At 55.8% G+C, this 18905-nt stretch carries 14 protein-coding genes; 12 read left to right on the forward strand and 2 right to left on the reverse strand.

From position 1 onward, the window contains the following. The first annotated feature begins 2 nt into the window (after positions 1-2). The 12 genes from ffh (at position 3) to RDM37_RS03040 (ending at position 14336) form a co-directional block, all read left to right on the forward strand. Positions 3-1343 carry a signal recognition particle protein gene (ffh, locus tag RDM37_RS02985; protein ID WP_308554863.1) on the forward strand — a complete coding sequence of 447 codons (1341 nt, stop codon included), beginning with the start codon at positions 3-5 and terminating at the stop codon, positions 1341-1343. A gap of 138 nt (positions 1344-1481) precedes the next feature. Beyond that, positions 1482-1877, forward strand: a complete 396-nt coding sequence (locus RDM37_RS02990) for a hypothetical protein (protein WP_308554866.1) — start codon at positions 1482-1484, stop codon at positions 1875-1877. 15 nt (positions 1878-1892) lie between these two features. Beyond that, entirely contained in the window at positions 1893-2291 is a 399-nt protein-coding gene (locus RDM37_RS02995) for a hypothetical protein (protein WP_308554868.1), read from the forward strand. 5 nt (positions 2292-2296) lie between these two features. After that, positions 2297-2599 carry a hypothetical protein gene (locus RDM37_RS03000; protein WP_308554870.1) on the forward strand — a complete coding sequence of 101 codons (303 nt, stop codon included), beginning with the start codon at positions 2297-2299 and terminating at the stop codon, positions 2597-2599. Positions 2600-2887: 288 nt separating this feature from the next. Further along, positions 2888-4084, forward strand: a complete 1197-nt coding sequence (locus tag RDM37_RS03005) for a C1 family peptidase (RefSeq protein WP_308554872.1) — start codon at positions 2888-2890, stop codon at positions 4082-4084. A gap of 586 nt (positions 4085-4670) precedes the next feature. Further along, positions 4671-5483: a M23 family metallopeptidase gene (locus RDM37_RS03010; RefSeq protein ID WP_308554874.1), complete on the forward strand. Its 813-nt coding sequence runs from the start codon at positions 4671-4673 to the stop codon at positions 5481-5483. A gap of 158 nt (positions 5484-5641) precedes the next feature. Continuing rightward, a complete protein-coding gene (dacB, locus tag RDM37_RS03015; RefSeq protein WP_308554876.1) occupies positions 5642-7147 on the forward strand; it encodes a D-alanyl-D-alanine carboxypeptidase/D-alanyl-D-alanine-endopeptidase in 1506 nt (501 codons plus the stop codon). A gap of 245 nt (positions 7148-7392) precedes the next feature. Then, positions 7393-9444, forward strand: a complete 2052-nt coding sequence (metG, locus tag RDM37_RS03020) for a methionine--tRNA ligase (RefSeq protein ID WP_308554878.1) — start codon at positions 7393-7395, stop codon at positions 9442-9444. A gap of 12 nt (positions 9445-9456) precedes the next feature. Further along, entirely contained in the window at positions 9457-10623 is a 1167-nt protein-coding gene (locus RDM37_RS03025; RefSeq protein WP_308554880.1) for a DegT/DnrJ/EryC1/StrS family aminotransferase, read from the forward strand. A gap of 18 nt (positions 10624-10641) precedes the next feature. Next, on the forward strand, positions 10642-11724 hold the full coding sequence (locus tag RDM37_RS03030; RefSeq protein WP_308554882.1) for a Gfo/Idh/MocA family oxidoreductase: 1083 nt from the start codon (positions 10642-10644) through the stop codon (positions 11722-11724). 22 nt (positions 11725-11746) lie between these two features. Beyond that, entirely contained in the window at positions 11747-13504 is a 1758-nt protein-coding gene (locus tag RDM37_RS03035; protein WP_308554884.1) for a bifunctional UDP-sugar hydrolase/5'-nucleotidase, read from the forward strand. A gap of 43 nt (positions 13505-13547) precedes the next feature. Continuing rightward, positions 13548-14336: an exonuclease gene (locus RDM37_RS03040; RefSeq protein WP_308554886.1), complete on the forward strand. Its 789-nt coding sequence runs from the start codon at positions 13548-13550 to the stop codon at positions 14334-14336. Here RDM37_RS03040 and RDM37_RS03045 read toward each other — a convergent pair. Beyond that, positions 14333-15106 (reverse strand): sulfite exporter TauE/SafE family protein, encoded by a 774-nt coding sequence (locus RDM37_RS03045; protein ID WP_308554888.1) that lies wholly within the window; start codon positions 15104-15106, stop codon positions 14333-14335. The genes RDM37_RS03040 and RDM37_RS03045 overlap by 4 nt on opposite strands. Before the next feature lie 29 nt (positions 15107-15135). Then, positions 15136-18615 (reverse strand): type IX secretion system sortase PorU, encoded by a 3480-nt coding sequence (gene porU, locus RDM37_RS03050; protein WP_308554890.1) that lies wholly within the window; start codon positions 18613-18615, stop codon positions 15136-15138. Positions 18616-18905: the final 290 nt, after the last annotated feature.

The raw sequence follows: 18905 nt of genomic DNA on the forward strand, positions 1-18905 counted from the left end.
ACATGTTTGAAAATCTAAGCGAACGCCTAGAGCGTTCATTCAAAATACTCAAAGGACAAGGGAGTATTACCGAAATAAACGTCGCCGAAACGCTCAAGGATGTACGCCGCGCCCTACTCGATGCCGACGTCAACTACAACGTAGCACGAGACTTCACCAACCAAGTCAAGGAGAAGGCTCTCGGTCAGAACGTCCTCACGGCGGTCAATCCGGGGCAGATGATGGTCAAGATCGTCCATGACGAGCTGGCCACACTAATGGGTAGTGAGGCGGTGGCGATCAACCTCAAGGGCAGCCCCGCCATCATCCTCATGTCAGGACTGCAGGGCTCTGGTAAGACAACCTTCTCAGGCAAGCTCGCCAATATGCTCAAGAAGCAGGAGCAGCGCAAGCCACTCCTCGTAGCGTGTGACGTATACCGTCCCGCTGCTATTCAGCAGCTACACGTACTGGGCGAGCAGATCGGCGTAACCGTCTACAGCGAGCCGGACAGCAAAGATCCCGTACAGATCGCCCGCAATGCGATAGCCCATGCCCAGCAAGAGGGCCTAGACACCGTCATCATCGATACCGCAGGTCGTCTGGCGGTCGATGAGGAGATGATGAATGAGATCAGCAGCATCAAGGAGGCGATCCGACCCGACGAGACCCTTTTCGTCGTAGACTCCATGACTGGTCAGGATGCGGTCAATACGGCAGCCGAGTTTGACAAGCGACTCGACTTCGACGGTGTGATCCTCACCAAGCTCGATGGTGACTCTCGTGGTGGTGCTGCGCTCTCTATACGCAGTGTCGTCAATAAGCCGATCAAGTTCGTCGGTACAGGCGAGAAGATGGAGGCGCTGCAGGTCTTCCACCCCTCACGTATGGCCGATCGTATCCTCGGCATGGGTGATATCGTCTCACTCGTCGAGCGTGCGCAGCAGCAGTACGACGAAGAGGAGGCAAAGCGTCTAGAGGCAAAGATCGCTAAGAACCAATTTGACTTCGACGACTTCCTCGCGCAGATCGCTCAGATCAAGAAGATGGGTAACCTCAAGGATCTCGTCTCTATGATCCCTGGCGTCGGCAAGATGGTCAAAGACCTAGACATCAGCAACGACGCCTTCAAGGGTATCGAGGCGATCATCCACTCCATGACCCCCGAGGAGCGCGCCAAGCCTAGTCTCCTCGATGGTTCACGCCGCAAGCGCATCGCCGACGGTAGTGGCACTTCCGTTGCAGAGGTCAATAGGCTCATCCAGCAGTTTGACCAGGTCAGCAAGGTCATGCGCAAGATGCAGAGCGGTGGCCTCGGTCGTGCACAAGCAAGGAAGCAAAAGAGAAATAATAGGCGTCGCTAAGCCTCACAAATAGAGGAAGCAGCACACGCAAGAGACGCATCGTCCCCGTCAGCAGATGAAGGCGGTGCGTCTCTTGCTTTTATCTAATTCGTTTAGTACCCTTGCTTTACACTTACACGCAAACGTATCTACAATCCTATGAAACGCATTCTTCCCTTACTCATGTGCATTGCTCTTATGGTCTCTTGCAAATCTTCAGAGCCTAACCCTACGGAGTGTGAGACATACAGAGCCACATTCAGAGCTACCCCAAACTCATTCCCTGGAAAGGGTGGAGCAGGTCATATAGAGGGTATCCTCGAGCAGATCGGTTCCGATGGCGAGGCCATCAATCAGAGACGACTCAAGGCAGACGAATTTACCATCAGCCTCAAGGAGGGCGACGCCTCTGAGATCATCATCGACAATGCTCAGAAGAGCTTCGTCGTAAAGGAGGGCAGCGATGAAGTAGATTTCATACTCGAGGCTGTCGTAACAGCCCACCCCGGTCCCACACAGCTGATCACCATACACCGTGAGGCTGGTCAGCTATAGCTCCCGTTAGCCTATGTGACCGAGTACGATGTCAATCCAGCTGGCGATGCCTTTGTAACCACCCAGGCCAACAACATCTGTGGTTACTTCACATTCCCAGAGGCTGTTGAGAAGTTTGCCTCGATCACGATCGCTGGCAAGCAGTATCACCTTCCCACGATAGCTGAGTGGCAGGCCATCGTGCCCCGATACAGAGGTATGCCAAACTTCGTTGAGTTTGACCACGATTGTGACTTCCGCGATGTCGAGGAGACCGTTATGGTCCGTGGTACAGAGATCACCTCTACAAACGATTACTACTCCGCATCTACTGGCAAGATAAAGGGCACCTACGCTATCCGCTTTAAGGGTACCGACCTACTCTCAGCATGGAGATATGAATACATCGTCAACCCCGATGATGATAGCCAGTGAGCATGATGATGAAGATAACATGCCGACCCGTATCAAGGACGGCGAGCATCGAGGAGGTCTCTCAGCCAGCATTTTGGGAGCCTACCGCAGAGGACATCGTACGCATCTTCTCCTCTTGTGGCTGGAAGCGTTACGATGAGCAGAGTGGCAAGGACTCTATCCGTCTCATGAAGACCAGCGGATACTACTGGGCCGTCGATCAGGAAAACAATGATCGTGGCTGGCGTATGGGCTACTATAGCCACTGTGCCGACTCTGGGAATAGTAACCCCAAGACCTGTGGCTTCACCATCAAACTATTTAAGTAAGCAACCGGCTCACACCTCCTCGGGGATGCTCGGATAGAGTTTCGTTAAGAGTGCATTCTCCCCGTCAATAGTTACAGTGTCAGTACTTTGACATCAATACACGTCTCGAGGCTCCACAACGGACGCACCAACGAGTTGTATTCGAGCCGTGCGTCCTTACAGATTGTTACTCGTGAGACTTGCGAAGTTGAGGTCGTACAGCAATAGTTTTTTATTCGTATCTTTGTGACGGTCTTCACGACCGCTTCACTGACAATTCATTTTCTAACTATAAAACAGGAACAAGCTATGAGACAAATCTCTCTACTCCTTATCGCACTACTCTCGAGTCTCGTCATGGTCGCTCAGGCTCCCAAGACAGAAGGCGAGAGCAACGAGTTTACTATCATCAAGCAGCTACCCATCACCTCTATCAAGGATCAGGCAAACAGTGGTACCTGCTGGTCTTACTCTACGACTGGCTTCCTCGAGTCTGAGATCCTTCGCAAGGGTGGTCCCGAGGTAGACCTTTCCGATATGTTTGTCGTCAATCACACTTATCGTGACAAAGCGGAGAAGTATGTACGCCTACATGGCAAGGGCAACCTCGCTCAGGGAGGTTCTTTCTACGACGTGCTCTACGTATTCGACAACTACGGAGCTGTTCCCGAGGAGCTCATGACTGGTCTCAACTATGGCACAAAAAAGAACGCCCACAGCGAGCTAGAGGCTGTCCTCAAGGGGATGCTCGACGCTGTCGTTGAGAACCACAATGGTCGTCTCTCCACAGCGTGGAAGAGTGCTTACGACAAGGTTGTAGACACCTATCTAGGCGAGCTTCCTAAGGAGTTTACTTACAACGGCAAGCGCTACACGCCCAAGAGCTTTGCAGAGAGCCTCGGCATCAAGGCTAGTGACTATGTCTCACTGACGAGCTACACACACCACCCCTTCTACACCGCCTTCCCCATCGAGATCGAGGACAACTGGCGCTGGTCTAGCTCATGGAACCTCCCCATCGACGAGCTCATGCAGGTTATCGACAACGCTATCGTCAATGGCTACCCCATCGCTTGGGGTGCTGACGTCAGCGAGGTAGGCTTCACACGTGACGGTATCGGCGTACTAGCTGACGTAGATGCTATCGAGACGAAGGGCTCTGACCAGGCACGTTGGGTCGGCCTGAGCTACAGCGACAAGGCTGCTGAGGTCCGTCGTATGATCAATAGCGCTGACTGCCCCGAGATCGAGCCTACACAGGAGTTCCGTCAGGAGGGCTTCGACAACTTCACCCTCACCGACGACCATGGTATGGTTATAATCGGTAAGGCTAAGAACCAGAATGGTCGTATCTTCTATATGATCAAGAACTCTTGGGGTGAGACCGGTAAGTACAATGGTATCTGGTACGTATCTAAGAACTACGTAGCAGGCCGCACGATGAATATCGTCGTACACCGTGACGCTATCCCCGCAGCTATTGCTAAGAAGCTCGGTCTGAAGTAATCCGACCCCGCTACATAATTAGAGAGTCCCCACACCAGTCCCAAAGGCTGACGTGGGGGCTTTTCTTTTTAGGATCCACCTACACGGCAAACTCTTTTGGTCCTCGACCATGTTCCGTCTCAACAATAATTCTGGCTCGGAATCGTTCACTTATTGTCAGTCTGAGGGGTCAAACGGCATAAATTCGTCGAGCTAAAATTTGGCTGTTTCGAAATTTATTCCGACCTTTGGCGGGAAAGTAGGTATTGTTTTCTACCGTAAGTGACGGGCACAAGAGACACTATCTACTGTATATCAGTTTTTTAATACACAAACTATCGACAGAAGCACATCATTTATCAATCTAGACTTTATGACAAGTAAGAGAAAAAGCTTTGTCGCCTTCGTGGGGCTCATCTTTGTAGCCTGTGTTCAGCTGGCTGCAGCACCATCGCCCCAACAGAAGAGCACGCGACCGCCACTGAAATCAGTGTCTCCTACGAGGGTTGTAACATCACGTGACTCCCTACTGAATAGGAATTGGCTGGCAGATGGGTACACTATAGAGACGGCAAAAGATGCCGGTACACGTATATCCAGCGCTGAGATGGAGCGCGCACTCGAGAGAGAGGCTCTCGAATACCCTGCAATAGATCTATATGGCGAAGACTCGTGGACTGACTGGGTAAACCCCTTTGCGGGTAAAAGTAGCCCACGTATCCCCGCTACATATAACATCGACTGCTCGGGCTTCGTCATGCCTCTAGAGGGTACGATGCGTGTCACATCCAATTATGGTTACCGCGCTCGCTATCGTCGCGAGCACAAGGGCATAGACCTAGCACTTCGCACAGGCGATGACGTACGAGCTGCCTTCGATGGCAAGGTGCGCATCCGTGGCTATGAGCGTGGTGGCTATGGCAACTACATCGTCATTCGTCACCCCAACGGTCTCGAGACCGTCTACGGACACATGAGTCGTTGCATCGCCAAGGAGGGACAGATCGTCCGGGCTGGCGAGGTCATCGGCAAGGGCGGCAGCACAGGTCGTAGCACAGGACCACACCTGCACTTTGAGACCCGCTTCCTAGGCATCGATATCAACCCCGCTAGGATCATTGACTTCGAGGTAGGAGCACCCCAGAGCGACTACTACACCTTTGTCGCTCCTAAGGGATATAAGACCTATGCCTACGAGGATGGAAACGCTCAGAGCAAGGCTGATGATGCTAAGTACAAGGCTAAAGTGAAGAGAAACCGTTCCAACGCATCGCACACGCCTCGTATATATCGTGTCAAGAAGGGGGACACCCTCTCGAACATTGCTAAGAAGACGGGTGTCTCGGTGAGCCGCCTCTGCAAGGCAAACAATATGTCCTCACGAGCTACGCTGCGCCCAGGTCAAGCACTGAAATATTAGCACACATAATTTGAGATCTCTCCCAGCTGTTTTAATCTAAAAGCGGGTGCATCGCCACCCCTCTGAGAGAGACAGACATAACTTATGAAGTAACTTAAGAGAGCAAGGTGAGTCTTCGGAAGCACTTTGCTCTCGTCACATTTGATCCGTCCATACCGATGCAACTACGATCCACCACGCTTTACGCCTTACTCTTACTGCTACTCCTACCATTGTCCGGGAGGGCGCAACAAGATATCATAGACACCACGCAAGCTGTGCAAATACTGCAACAAGCCGAGCAGCGTGGGGAGGCCCGCTATGGAGTCTCCGTGTGGCGCATCGATGAGGACAAGCCCCTACTTGACTACCGCAGCAGAGAGCGATTTACACCCGCCTCCGTGACCAAGATCTTTTCCTCCGCCACGGCACTCATAGCCCTGGGTGCCGACTATCAGTTTCCCACAGAGATCGGTTACAGAGGCTCCATCACAAAGGATGGCGTACTCAAAGGCGATCTCATCATCGTAGGGCATGGTGACCCCTCACTCGAATCGAAGCATTACCCACGTCGCAAGGGCATCTTCTACGATCAGGTCTACCTAGCACTGCAAAAGGCGGGCATCCGCCAGATACAAGGTCGCATCGTCGTCGACGCCTCAGCCTACTGCGACGAAGGCTATCTAGAAGCATGGCCCCGAGAGGACTGGGGCCGGCGCTACGCTCCAGCTCTCTATGGAGTCAATCTCTGCGACAACATCATGCAGGTCGGCATCTCCGCACAGGAGGTGGCAAAAGGAGCTAAGGCACCCACCTTCCTCCACCCCTCCACACCAGGTCATGCGTGGCAGATGAACATACAGTTGGTCAAGCGTGGCAATCAACTAGCCATCTCAGCAGACCGCGACTCCCGCACCACACGCCGTCTCTCGGGTCGCCTAGCGCGTGGCAGCTCTAGGCGACAGGTCATCGCCTGCGACCTAAGCAACCCCGCGATGGCACTGGCACTGCAGCTAGCCGAGCATCTACAGCGACGTGGCATAGAGCTCGCCGAATGCCAGAGTGTCGCCTATTATGACAAGTCCGCTCCGACACTCACCACCCTACTAGACATCTACCTAAGTCCGCATCTGAGCGAGCTGATACGCACCTGCAACTATCACAGTGTCAACCTCTACGCCGAGGCTCTCCTCCGTAGCATAGGCAACCGCTTTGGTGCCATACAGCAGGGCGGATGTATCTCAACGACCGAAGCCCTGCGGCAAGAGATGAACTACTGGCGGGAGACTTGCTCCCTCTCGGCTGACGAGCTGGAGCTCTACGACGGCTCTGGACTATCCCCCCGCAGCAAGCTCTCACCCTATGCGCTGACCGCCGCCTTGCGACAAGTCTTCCAGCTACCGCTACCTGTCTCAGATCCATTCATCCTCTCCCTGCCTCAAGTGGGTCGTGAGGGCACTGTCCGCAATTTGCTCCCAGCATCGCAGCTCACCGCTTACTTCAAGAGCGGCTCCATACGAGGCGTGCAAAACTATGCAGGCTACGTCAGCTACAACGGCCACACCTACTGCGTCTCCATCCTCGCCAACAATATGCGCCATCGAGGCAACACCCGACGCACTATGACGCAAGTATTAAAGGCACTCTTCCCCAATACCCCTGCGCCAAAAGCCTCTAACTCCTAGCCGATTCGTCCCGAAAAAGCGGACTCTCCTGAGAACCTACATGTATGAATTTTCGTTTCCTACGTGGGAACGGAAACTTTCCAACGCTGGAAAGAAAGTTTTCCAACGCTGGAAATTTTATTTTCCTCCCTTGGAAATTTATTTTTCCAAGCTTGGAAATCTTTTGGAAACCCTCGCAACAGTCTCATTTTTGCTACCTTTGTGGTAGACATCGGCGCTAAGCCGTTAATCATCATAAGAACTTTATGAGTACGCAACAATTCAAACGCACTTTAGTCACTACGGCCCTCCCTTATGCCAATGGGCCTGTACATATCGGACACCTAGCAGGAGTCTACGTTCCTGCCGACATATACGTTCGCTACAAGCGTATGAAGGGCGACGAGGTCCTCTTCATCGGTGGTAGCGATGAGCACGGAGTACCTATCGCCATCAAGGCAAAAGCCGAGGGCGTCTCCCCCCAAGAGGTAGTAGATCGCTACCACGCCTTGATCAAGGAGTCGTTCGCTCGCCTAGGCATCGACTTCGACATCTATTCGCGCACCACCTCCGAGACACACGAGAAGACGGCGAGCGCATTCTTTACCAAGCTCTACGAGTCGGGCAAGCTGATCGAGCAGACCTCGGAGCAGTACTACGACCCTGAGGCTAAGCAATTTCTCGCAGACCGCTACATCACAGGTACCTGCCCGCATTGCCACAACGAGCGCGCCTATGGCGACCAGTGCGAGGCGTGCGGCACCTCCCTCTCAGCGACCGATCTGATCGATCCTCATAGTGCTATCTCAGGGGCTAAGCCTGAGCTACGCGAGACGAAGCACTGGTACCTGCCGCTGGGTGACTACGAGAGCTTCCTCCGCGAGTGGATACTTGAGGGGCACAAAGAGTGGAAGCCCAACGTCTATGGTCAGTGCAAGAGCTGGTTAGACCTAGGACTTCAGCCACGTGCCGTGACGCGAGACCTAGACTGGGGTATACCCGTACCGCTCCAAGGTGCTGAGGGCAAGGTGCTCTACGTATGGTTTGACGCGCCTATCGGCTACATATCCAATACGAAGGAGCTACTCCCTGACAGCTGGCGCACCTGGTGGTGCGACCCCGAGACCCGCCTGATCCACTTCATCGGCAAGGACAACATCGTCTTCCACTGCATCATCTTCCCCGCCATGCTAAAGGCAGAGGGTTCGTTTAATCTGCCAGACAACGTACCGGCCAACGAGTTCCTCAACCTCGAGGGCGACAAGATCTCGACCAGTCGCAACTGGGCGATCTGGCTCCACGAGTATCTCGACGAGATGCCCGGCAAGGAAGACGTACTACGCTATGTCTTGACAGCGAATGCGCCTGAGACCAAGGACAATGACTTCACATGGCGTGACTACCAAGCACGTAATAATAATGAGTTGGTCGCTATCTACGGCAACTTTGTGAACCGCGCCTTGGTGCTGACGCACAAGTACTTCGATGGCAAGGTACCTCCGCTGGGTCATCTCACAGAGATCGACGAGGAGATGCTCCGAGAGGTGGCTGCCATACCAGCAGAGCTAGATGATCAGCTAGAGCACTTCCACTTTAGAGAGGCGCTCAAGACCGCTATGCAGCTAGCCCGCATCGGCAATAAGTACCTCGCTGACACAGAGCCCTGGAAGGTGATCAAGAGCGACCCCGACCGTGTCGCTACGATCCTGCACTTAGCTTTGCAGCTGGTGGGTAATCTGTCGATTGCTTTTGCGCCCTTTACCCCCTTCTCCACCCGTCGACTCCTCAGTATGCTACAAGTTGAGGAGGGAGGTTTTGCTTTCTCCCGCTTTGGAGCTACAGATCTACTTCCCGAGGGGCATCAGCTGGGTACGCCCGAGTTGCTCTTTGACAAGATTGAGGACGAGGTGATCCAAGCACAGCTCGACAAGCTCGCTGCGATCAAGAAGCTCAACGAGGAGCAGAACCGTCACCCTGAAGCTCTGCTGGAGGATGTGCCGTTTGACACATTTACCAAGAGCGATATGCGTGCAGGCCGTATCCTAGCTTGCGAGAAGGTTCCTAAGGCGGACAAGCTCTTACGCTTCTCCATCGATGATGGCATGGGCGGACGAACGATCGTCTCGGGTATCGCTCAGTATTACAAGCCGGAGGAGCTGGTTGGCAAGACGGTTGCCTTCGTTGCCAACCTCCCTGTGCGCAAGATACGTGGCGTCGAGTCGCAAGGTATGATCCTCTCGGTCGAGGACTACAAGACGGGACAGCTACAGGTGGTCACGCTACCTGACACGATAGCTCCTGGTAGCAAACTGGTCTAGCCTCACAGCGACATGCGCATTCCTCTAGTCAACCTCCCCGAAGAACATAGCCCCTACCAAGCTGAGCTTGATAGGAGTATCGGGAGGGTTGTCGCCTCGGGCGGCTACATTGGCGGTGAGGAGGTGCATGCCTTTGAGGAGGAGCTGGCGTACTACCTAGGGCTGGCTCCGTGGAGTGTCATCTGCTGTGGCAACGGGAGCGATGCACTTCTGCTGGCTCTGGCTGCGCTAGATCTGCCACGTGGTGGCGAGGTAATCGTCGCCACACACAACTATGTGGCGGCTGCCGAGGCGGTCTGTCATCTAGGACTCCGACCTGTCTGGGCTGACGTGATGCCCTCGCTGAGTAGCGATGGGCGTGTCTCCTTTCAGATGAATGGCTCGCCAGACTATCTGGAGTCGCTGCTCACCCCTCGTACGGTGGCACTCATAGCGGTCAATATGTATGGTATGCCCTGCCCCGCAGACGAGCTGGCGCACTTCTGCAAGCGACATCAGATTCCGTGGATTGAGGACAATGCACAGGGGATGGGGGGCGTAGTCGAGGAAGTTTCGGGGTGCTTAAGGACTCCTATACCGCTAGGCACACGAGCTACGATCGGCACAACGAGCTTCTTTCCGACGAAGCCACTAGGCTGTATGGGCGATGGGGGCGCTGCTTTCGTACCGCATGACCAACAGTTGGCGGAGCGTTTGCGCCAACTGGCCAACCACGGACAGCGCACACGATACCAGTACGAGCGGTGTGGCTACAACAGCCGTCTCGATGCGCTCCAAGCAGCCGTGCTACGGGTTAAGCTAGGTCACCTGGAAGAGGCGAATCGACGACGTAGCTTGCTAGCCGACCGCTACGACGAGTTGCTGGCCGAGCTCCCGATGGTGAGACGTCCGTGGCGTAGTGGGGTCCGGCCCGAAGCACTCTACCTCTACACAATCTGCGTACCCTCTGACAAGCGAGACGGACTACTCAACGAACTGCGCACAGCGGGCATCGACGCTCGGGTCTACTACCCGCAGATGCTTCACCAGATAGCGGCCTACAACGCCAGCTCCTCTGAGGCTTCCTGTCCCGTAGCGGAGGAGCTCCAGAAGACAATGCTCTCGCTACCAATAGCCCCGACGACCTTCTACTTGCAGGTTAGAGAGATCTGCGAGCGAATCAGACAATTTCTACTATAAAAGCTTCCCTTCCCCATTATGACAGCAAAGCACAGCGACCTAACGACCTCATCGCCTACGCCACTCCACAGCCCCCTCCGCTGGGTCGTCGTGGGGTGTGGACATATTGGCCGTCGACACATGGAGCATATCTCGAAGCACCCGCAGACGCAGTTGGCCGGGATGGTCGACGTGCTGCCCGCTTCGGAGTGTGGCGCTGCGCAGTTTGCTGAGGTACCCTTTTATCCAAGCGTCGAGGAGCTACTGGAGCGTGGGGGAGACACCTTTGATGTGGCATCGATCTGCGTCCCCAACGGGCTGCACTACCCTATTGCTCTTGAGCTGATCAAGGCGGGCAAGTCGCTCCTCATCGAGAAGCCCGCTGTACTACACCCCGATGAGGGCGAGGAGCTGATCGCCCTAGCGAAGGCACACGGCTGTCACCTATATAGTGTCCTGCAAAACCGCTTTACGCCTGTCTCAGCTTGGCTACACCAGGTGATCGAAGAGAGGCGACTCGGCAAGCTTTACCAGATCGAGCTGCAGTGTCTCTGGAATCGTGACGAGCGTTACTACCTGCCTCGTCGCTGGCATGGCGACCTCAAGCTAGACGGCGGGACGCTCTTCACGCAGTACTCACACTTCCTCGATCTACTGATCTGGTGCTTCGGCATGCCTGAGGTGCAGGGCGGGAGCTTCTACAATTACAACCACCAGACGATGGTAGACTTTGAGGACTCGGGCGTAGTGCAGCTCACCTTCCCGCAAGATACGTCGGGCCTGCTGACCTACTCGACAGCAGTCTACGGGACCAACTGCGGGGTGCGCCTCACGGTGCTAGGCGAGCGTGGGTGCATCGTCCTCGATGGCCCCTTTATGAACAAACTAACGCACTGCATCATCGACGGCTACGACCGCCCCGACCTAGGCGAGAGCGAGCCTGGCAACGCCTACGGAGCCTATAGCGGCTCCGCGCAAAACCATCACTTCGTCATCGACCACACAGCACGCGCTCTGCTGGGCGACCCGACTGCTCAGGCGGTGGAGATAGAGGATGCCCTGCGTGTCGTGCGCCTCATTCGCAATATCTACCAGTACAACCCTTACCTCACAGACAAGTAGTCACTAGAAAGCCCCTCACGTTATGATCAAACTTCAGCATCGTACCCTACTTTATTGTCTTGCTACGCTCCTCCTGCTGGGGAGCTTCGCTAGTTGCAAGAAGGCGGAGCGGGAGACGCACACGCTTCGCATCCTACATACGACCGATGTGCACGGCAACATACTGGGCTACGACTTTGTCCAGGACAGCTGCACGCCTAGCGGACTGGCGCGTGTCTCTACTTATGTGGCTCAAGTGAGGAAAGAGTATCCAGCGAGCACGCTACTCTTCGACGGAGGCGATGTGCTACAAGGTAATGCAGCGGTCTACTACTCCAACTTCGTCGACACCGTGCGCACGCACTTCGTCTCTGACGCTATGACGCTGCTGGGCTACGATGCAGCCGTCGTGGGCAACCATGATCTAGAGGCTACGCCGAGCGTCTACCACCGCTGGCAACGCGACATGGCGACACCGCTGCTAGCCGCCAACATCATACACAGCGATGGGCCCCTCAAGGGTAAGCCTTACTACTCGCCTTACAGCGTCCACACGGTCGATGGGGTCAAGGTAGCCGTTCTCGGGCTGATCACGCCAGCTGTGCCGCAGTGGATCCCCCAGTCCTCTTACGAGGGGATGACCTTTGCCGACCCGATCGCCACCGCACATGAGTGGATCCCTACGATCCAAGAGCATGTCCATCCCGACCTGCTCATAGTCCTGATGCACTCGGGGCTAGGCGATGGACAGGGAAAGGAAGACGTTGCCCTCCAGATGGCTCGTACGGTCTCTGGCATTGACTTGATCCTCTACGGACACGATCATCAGGCTAATCAGACGACCGTGCAGAGTCCGTCAGGCTCTCCCGTCCTGCTGATCAATCCTGGGAGCCATGCGAGAAACGTGGCGGACGTGACGGTCGCCATCACCAAGCAAGGCGACAAAGTGATCGAAAAAAAACTCCAGGGTGAGATCGTCTCAATGGCTTCCGTACCGGCAGACTCCGCTTTCGTTAGTTACTTCTCAGACTTTGCCGACACGGTGCGAAGCTTTATCGCAGAGCCTATCACACAGCTCACAGAGCCACTAGTAGGCGTGGACGCGCTCTTCGGACCTTCCGCTTATATCTCTCTGCTTCACCAGCTACAGCTAGACTTGAGCGAGGCAGACATCTCCTTCTCCGCACCGCATCGTCTCTCTTTGTCACAGCCTGCTGACACGCTACGGGTACGAAACTTCTTCGACATCTACCCTTATGAGAACTATCTCTACAAGCTGCGCCTCTCAGGGCAAGAGATACAGAACTACCTAGAGTACTCTTACGGCTTGTGGTGCGGTCCCGACGCCAACACGGGCGAGCATCTGCTCTATCTAAAGGATCAATCTGCCGAGCAACGCTTCCCAACGGTCAAGCCCACCTTTAACTTCAGCGCAGCGGCCGGTATCGACTACACAGTGGATCTGCGCAAAGCTCAAGGCGAGCGAGTGATCATCGAGCAACTGTCTGACGGACGCCCCTTCTCTCCCGATAGCGTCTACACGGTGGCGGTCAACTCTTACCGAGCTATCGGTGGTGGTGGCCACTTGACGCAAGGTGCTGGTCTTTCGCCCGAAGAGCTACGCCAACGCATCGTTTGGGTTTCGCCTCACGACCTACGCTATCACCTCATCGAGTGGGCAAGAAAGCACCAGCCGCTCACACCGCCTCGCTACAACAACTGGGCCTTCATACCTAAGGAGCAAGCTGCGCCAGCGATCGCACGCGATCGTCGCATCATCGAGGAGAGCCTTAATAAGTAAAGCGGGCGAGACCCAATGCCCTCGCCTGACCCTCAACTAAGCTATGACTTGGGTTGACCTCCTGCTCTTACTGATCTTAGCTTGTGGCATCACCACCTTCGGCCGTAAGCGACTGCGCAAGCACAACCCAGTCTACAAAGGCATAGAGCGCGACTTCGCCTCGCATTGTGCGCTCAGCATCGAGGAGTCACCGCTCCTGCAGCTCAGCACAGCACCCGAGGGTGCCACGCCCCGCTACCTGGTGGTAGACACCGAGACCGTATGCTATCTGCATGACACGCTCGATGAGACACAGCTCTCCGCCATCGACACACCGCTCCTGGCGAGTCTCTCGTGGCTTCTCCTAGACGACGAGCTACGCGTCGTGCGCAGCGAAGACCATCTACTACTCAGTGGCGTGCCGATCACGAGCGAAGCGACCGACTACCACCAGCTGACGACCGAGTTTGTCGCGGGGCATGGCGAGCCACCCCAAGCGGTGCTAGAGCTATTCCTCAGAGACCTAGAGACTACGCAGATGATCGTGGGGCATAGCCTCGCCTTCCACCTAGCGGTCCTAGCACACGACCTGCAGCACTATCAGTTGCCCAGTGAGAGCCTCTGGAGCAAGCGACGCTTCTGCACCATGCGCCAAGGCATCAACTACCTCATCTCGCACTACCAAGCCGACCCGCTACAGACACGCATCAGCCTAGAGACGCTTTACAGCAAGCTCCTGTGGGGTCGCGAGGGACTAGAGATCCTTTACCAGCTCAAGTCTCGCCACGACGTGGTCCTCGCCACGCACTGCTTCATCAAGCTCTACAAAGATCCGACTAGTGTAGCCGACTAATGACCATGCAGTAGGTGAACGAGCGTGATCACAACGCCCATCACAATAAAAAGAAGCGAGACCCCCACATTGAGCCACTTGCGCCACCGCTGCATACCGCCAGCGAAACGCGCTAAGCGACTCATCCCCATCCGTATCAGACCATAGACGGGATAAGCGATACTAGCCGTCAGGAGCGCAAAGAGTCCTAGATAGAGCAGCCCCACAGCACCCCCCGTCTGAGCAGTCATAGGCACCAGCATACCGAAGTAGATCAGCCCCGTAGCGGGGCAGAAGAAGAGAGCCGAGCTAAAGCCCAGCCAGAGGGCTCGCCAGCTCCACGCGCCCTGTCGCTCTAGCGGTTGCCTCTGCTCATGATCAGGATCTTTCGCTGGATGCGTTGGCTCCGCCTCATGATGATGCCCCTCATGGTCGTGATGGTCGTGACGGCCAAACAGCCAGAGCAATACCCCCAGCAGGATAATCAGTGGTCCCAGCCAATGCTCCAAGCCGTACAGGATCTGCTCTTGTATCTGGAGCGTCTGAATGCTCGTACGCAAGAGCCAGGCCGAGAGCAACCCCAGCGAGAAGTAGAGCAGCGCACGCCCCAGAGCATAGAGCGTAGCGATCCACCACCCCTGCCGTCTACTCGTCTGCCGTCCCGTCAAGAAGAGCAGCGAGGAGACCACCGTCGCCAGTGGACAAGGATTGATCGCCACAAGGAGCGCCATCACCACCACCGCTACGAAAGGCGTCGAGCCCGTGACCAGTGCTAAAAGATCAGCTTGCATAACGAAACGGATTGTTTGGTCAGATAGGCTTAGCGCACCACGATCTTGCCCGAAGTGTAGGCCGGCACCGAGTCACCCTGCGTCATCCGCAAGCGGTAGATGTAAAGCCCCGGCAGCAAGGCACCACCCGACTGTAGCTTAGGCTCCCAGCGTATCAGAGCAGGCGTATCGTAGCCAGAGCGGGCCACCATCTGTGGCGAGAGCGCAACGAGCGCACCACGATAGTCGTACAGCTCGATAGTCACATCGACCTCCACGCCTGGCGCATTGTTGTACACCTCCACAATCAGCGGATCATCAGCCGTCAAGACCCCAGGACGAGCACGGCTCTCGACCACCGCCGGTGCTTGGCCAGCACGCACACGGAAGGCGAAGCTACGCACCGTCACATTGTTGCACACGTCCCATACCGTAAAGGTCGCTGTATGGTCGCCATCGGGCAGCTCCGGTAGCAGGTAAAGTACCCGCCCCACACCCGCCTCCATCTCAGAGGCGGTGTAGCTGCTGTTGAGATTAAAGGTCAAGTCCTCACGACCATCGACAACCAGCGTCATGTTGTGTCCTACGCCCGTTCCCGAAAGGTTGATCCCCGAGGCATCAGCCAGCGTGGCAACGAAGAGCGGTGTCGAGCCGATCGGGTTCTCCATCGAGAAGTTCGGATGACCTAGGTATAGCTCCCGTATCTCTGGCGGTATCGTATCGACCACACTGTGCTCACCCACTCCAGGCTTGACACAGATCGCATGGCTCACGCCCATCGCTTCGTATGGCTCGCTACCCTTCGCGTCACTGTAAGCATAGAGGTTGATCTTACCATTGCCCCCGCTATATGGGAGGTCTTTAGGCACCACAAAGGAGAAGTCAAAGTGTCCCTCTTTTACCTCCGCAATACCCGCATAGAGCATTCCCGAGTAATCCTCGAAGGTCCGTATCTCGTCAGGATCTTTGTCAGGGGCATTGTCGATGTGCGTCTTGACCTGAGCCTTAGCATCAAAGACCGTCACAAAGAGCCGGCCTGTAAAGTCACCCTGCACGACCCCCTGACTGCTCGCCACGTAGCCCCGCACCTGCACACTATCCATGGCGTGGAGCGGTACCGCTTCCCCCTCCGAGAGATTGTCGAGCGATACACCCGCCAGCTCCGTGATAACCGTCTCGTAGGCTGGCATACGAAGGCGCAGAGCCGGATCGCCGAGTAGGAAGAAGTTCAACTTATTCGTCGTGTCATTTGTGAGTGCATTCTTGGCATCACGCATCACAATGCCCATAGGGCGGAGGAATCCATCCGCTTGAGGCGTAAAGAGACTCTCATGCAGTGCCCTATTCATCTGCTCATTAGCTACATCCATCACCACGCGCGTAGTCGTGTAAAGCGCGATAGCCCCACTGGTCGGATTGAGCATGGCCGACTCCCCAGCCGAGGTCTGCGGATGGTCATAGTTGGTAAAGTCACAGGTCGCCGTGATCCAGACTGGCAGGTGGGGATAGTCAAAGCGTACGATATCCGCCTGCGTCAAGATCTGCTCATCGCTCCACGCTGCGGGGCCCCCGTGTCCCGTATAGTCTAGGAGGAGCAGCCCCTTCTGTAACTCGTCCATCAGCTTGCGACGCGCATCTGGCACCGAGGTACGCCCGCCCACATTCTTGTGTGCATAGGCATCCATATAGACTTTAGAGACGATCAGCTCTGGCTGCAACCGCTCCATAAGCTGAGCAATGCGGTCTGCTTGGCTTAGGTGCGAGTAGCCATCCATATTGTCCGCTACATAGCAAGCACGCGTACGCCACACGCCTGGCACCTGCTCGCTATCGTAGCGGATTATTTTATCCACTACCGCCTCAGCCTCCGCCAGTGTTCGTACCGGCAGACGACCGATACCCACCGAGAGCGTCTGCGCACCGACACCGACACCACGCTGCCCCTCCGAGAGGAGACCAAAGTAGTCGTCCGTCGAGTAGCTGTAGACATTCGTCGAGTTCTCCCCCTGATAAGTCAGCAAAAACTCCGTCAGCTGAAAGTCCCGTGCGCTCCAGTCTTGCGACACCTTACGATTGTCATAGGCACCATCGCCCATCAGAAGCAGCAGCGGGTGGTAGCTGCCCGCACCATGCTTCGCCTCATAGCGCTGCTTATAGTCCCAGAGCATCAAGCGATAAGCCGTTGCATCGGGCGTACCGCCATTGTATTCGTCAAAAAGCTCCTGCTGCGTCACCACCTGCACCCGTAGCCCCGAGTGCTCTCTGTGGTAAATGGCCAAGCGCTCCGCTGCGGGGCGCAATGCTTCGGTCGTGATCATCAGATAGTCCGGCACCGTGTCTAGACGCACCCCTCCGTGAGGCAGTGTCACCACCTGCTCCACAGGGTAAGCGTCCGCAGGGGCAAAGAGCGTGTACTCCACAGGACGCCCCGCCCCGTCTGTCACCGCTCCCGTAAAGGTCAAGGCTCCACCCTGCTCTGCCACGGACAAGCTCGTCACCAGCCCCTCAGCGGTACGACCCCATAGTTGCAAAGTGCTCGCTGCGCCACTCACCCCGATGCGATGCTGCGCCACTGCTCCAGGGGTGGCGGAGAAGTTGCGAAAGGACAACTGCCCCTTGCCCCCATACTGCAAAGCGACAGGCGCCACCAGTGTCACATAGTCTAGATAAGTAGGTCGTCCCGCTGGCGACACTTGCAGCTGTACCTCCACGCTCTGAGCCTCAGAGGTCAGGTGGGTAGCAAAGCGTTTAGCGTGATAGATCCCCGCCAGATAGGTACTCGTGGAGCCATCCTCACTCCGCTTGATGATATCTCGGTACGTCTCACCACCTAGCCGCACCGTCAGCTCCAGCGTCTGATCTTTGTCTGGTAGCCCCACATAAGCCACGCCCAGCTGTCCCTCGGCTGCTGGCATCAATGGCGTCGGTAGCGAGAGCGATACCGAGAGCGGATGCCCCCCGATCGGCTCGCCAAAGAGCTTACGTCCCGAGGCACGCAGCGAGTGGCGATCCTCCTCATGCACCACATGCGCCAAGAAGCTCGTTCGCACAGCCGTCTCCGTAGCCTGCTGCGCACCCTGAGAGTCGATATGGTGTGCTGGCAGATCCGTACGGTCCGTCGCTAGGTAGTACCCCTTATTGCTATAGATGTTTTGCTGATGGCGGAAGGTCTGCTGCGACACCTCAGGGATCCACTCGGTCGTTCCCGTAGCGTAGAAGTAGACCGCCTCGTCAGCCACATAGGTGGGGACAGGCGTAAGCTGCAAACTATTATCCTCTAGTACCTCGCTGAGCATCGCTCCGCCTCGCCCGAAGAGACGCACCTCGGCGGGGTTGTCTATGCCCGCCTCTCGCAATGCCGCAAAGGTAACCTTATGCACGCCAGTGCGTGTCACAGAGAGTCGCGCCCAGTGTCCCTCACGAAGCGGAGCATTGGCTGCGGACTGCGCCTCCAGTCCCAGCAGCGTGGCAAGCAGCGTGAGCAGTAGCAGGTAGATAGGTCTGTATATATATAGGAGTCTATGTCTCATAAGCATTCTAATAACGTGGGTATAGCTACTTATAGTATATCCATTGCCGTGACCGATAGTGCAAATATACCACAATCTTCCCTTTGGTCTCGGTATCGCTGCCGAGAGCTCAGGACCGACGCACTATAATGAGACTGTTGCAAAAGTCAACAGTCTCACAATCTTGCTAGCAAGATTGTCTTGACTTTGCAGAAAGGATGAAGCGCAAGGCGCTGAGGGTAAGGTCTGAAGGGAACATACCTCCGTATGTGACCGAAGCCGAATCCCGAAAGCAACACAGCGATTCGCCT

Source organism: uncultured Porphyromonas sp., from assembly GCF_902489635.1.
Taxonomy (GTDB): Bacteria; Bacteroidota; Bacteroidia; order Bacteroidales; family Porphyromonadaceae; genus Porphyromonas.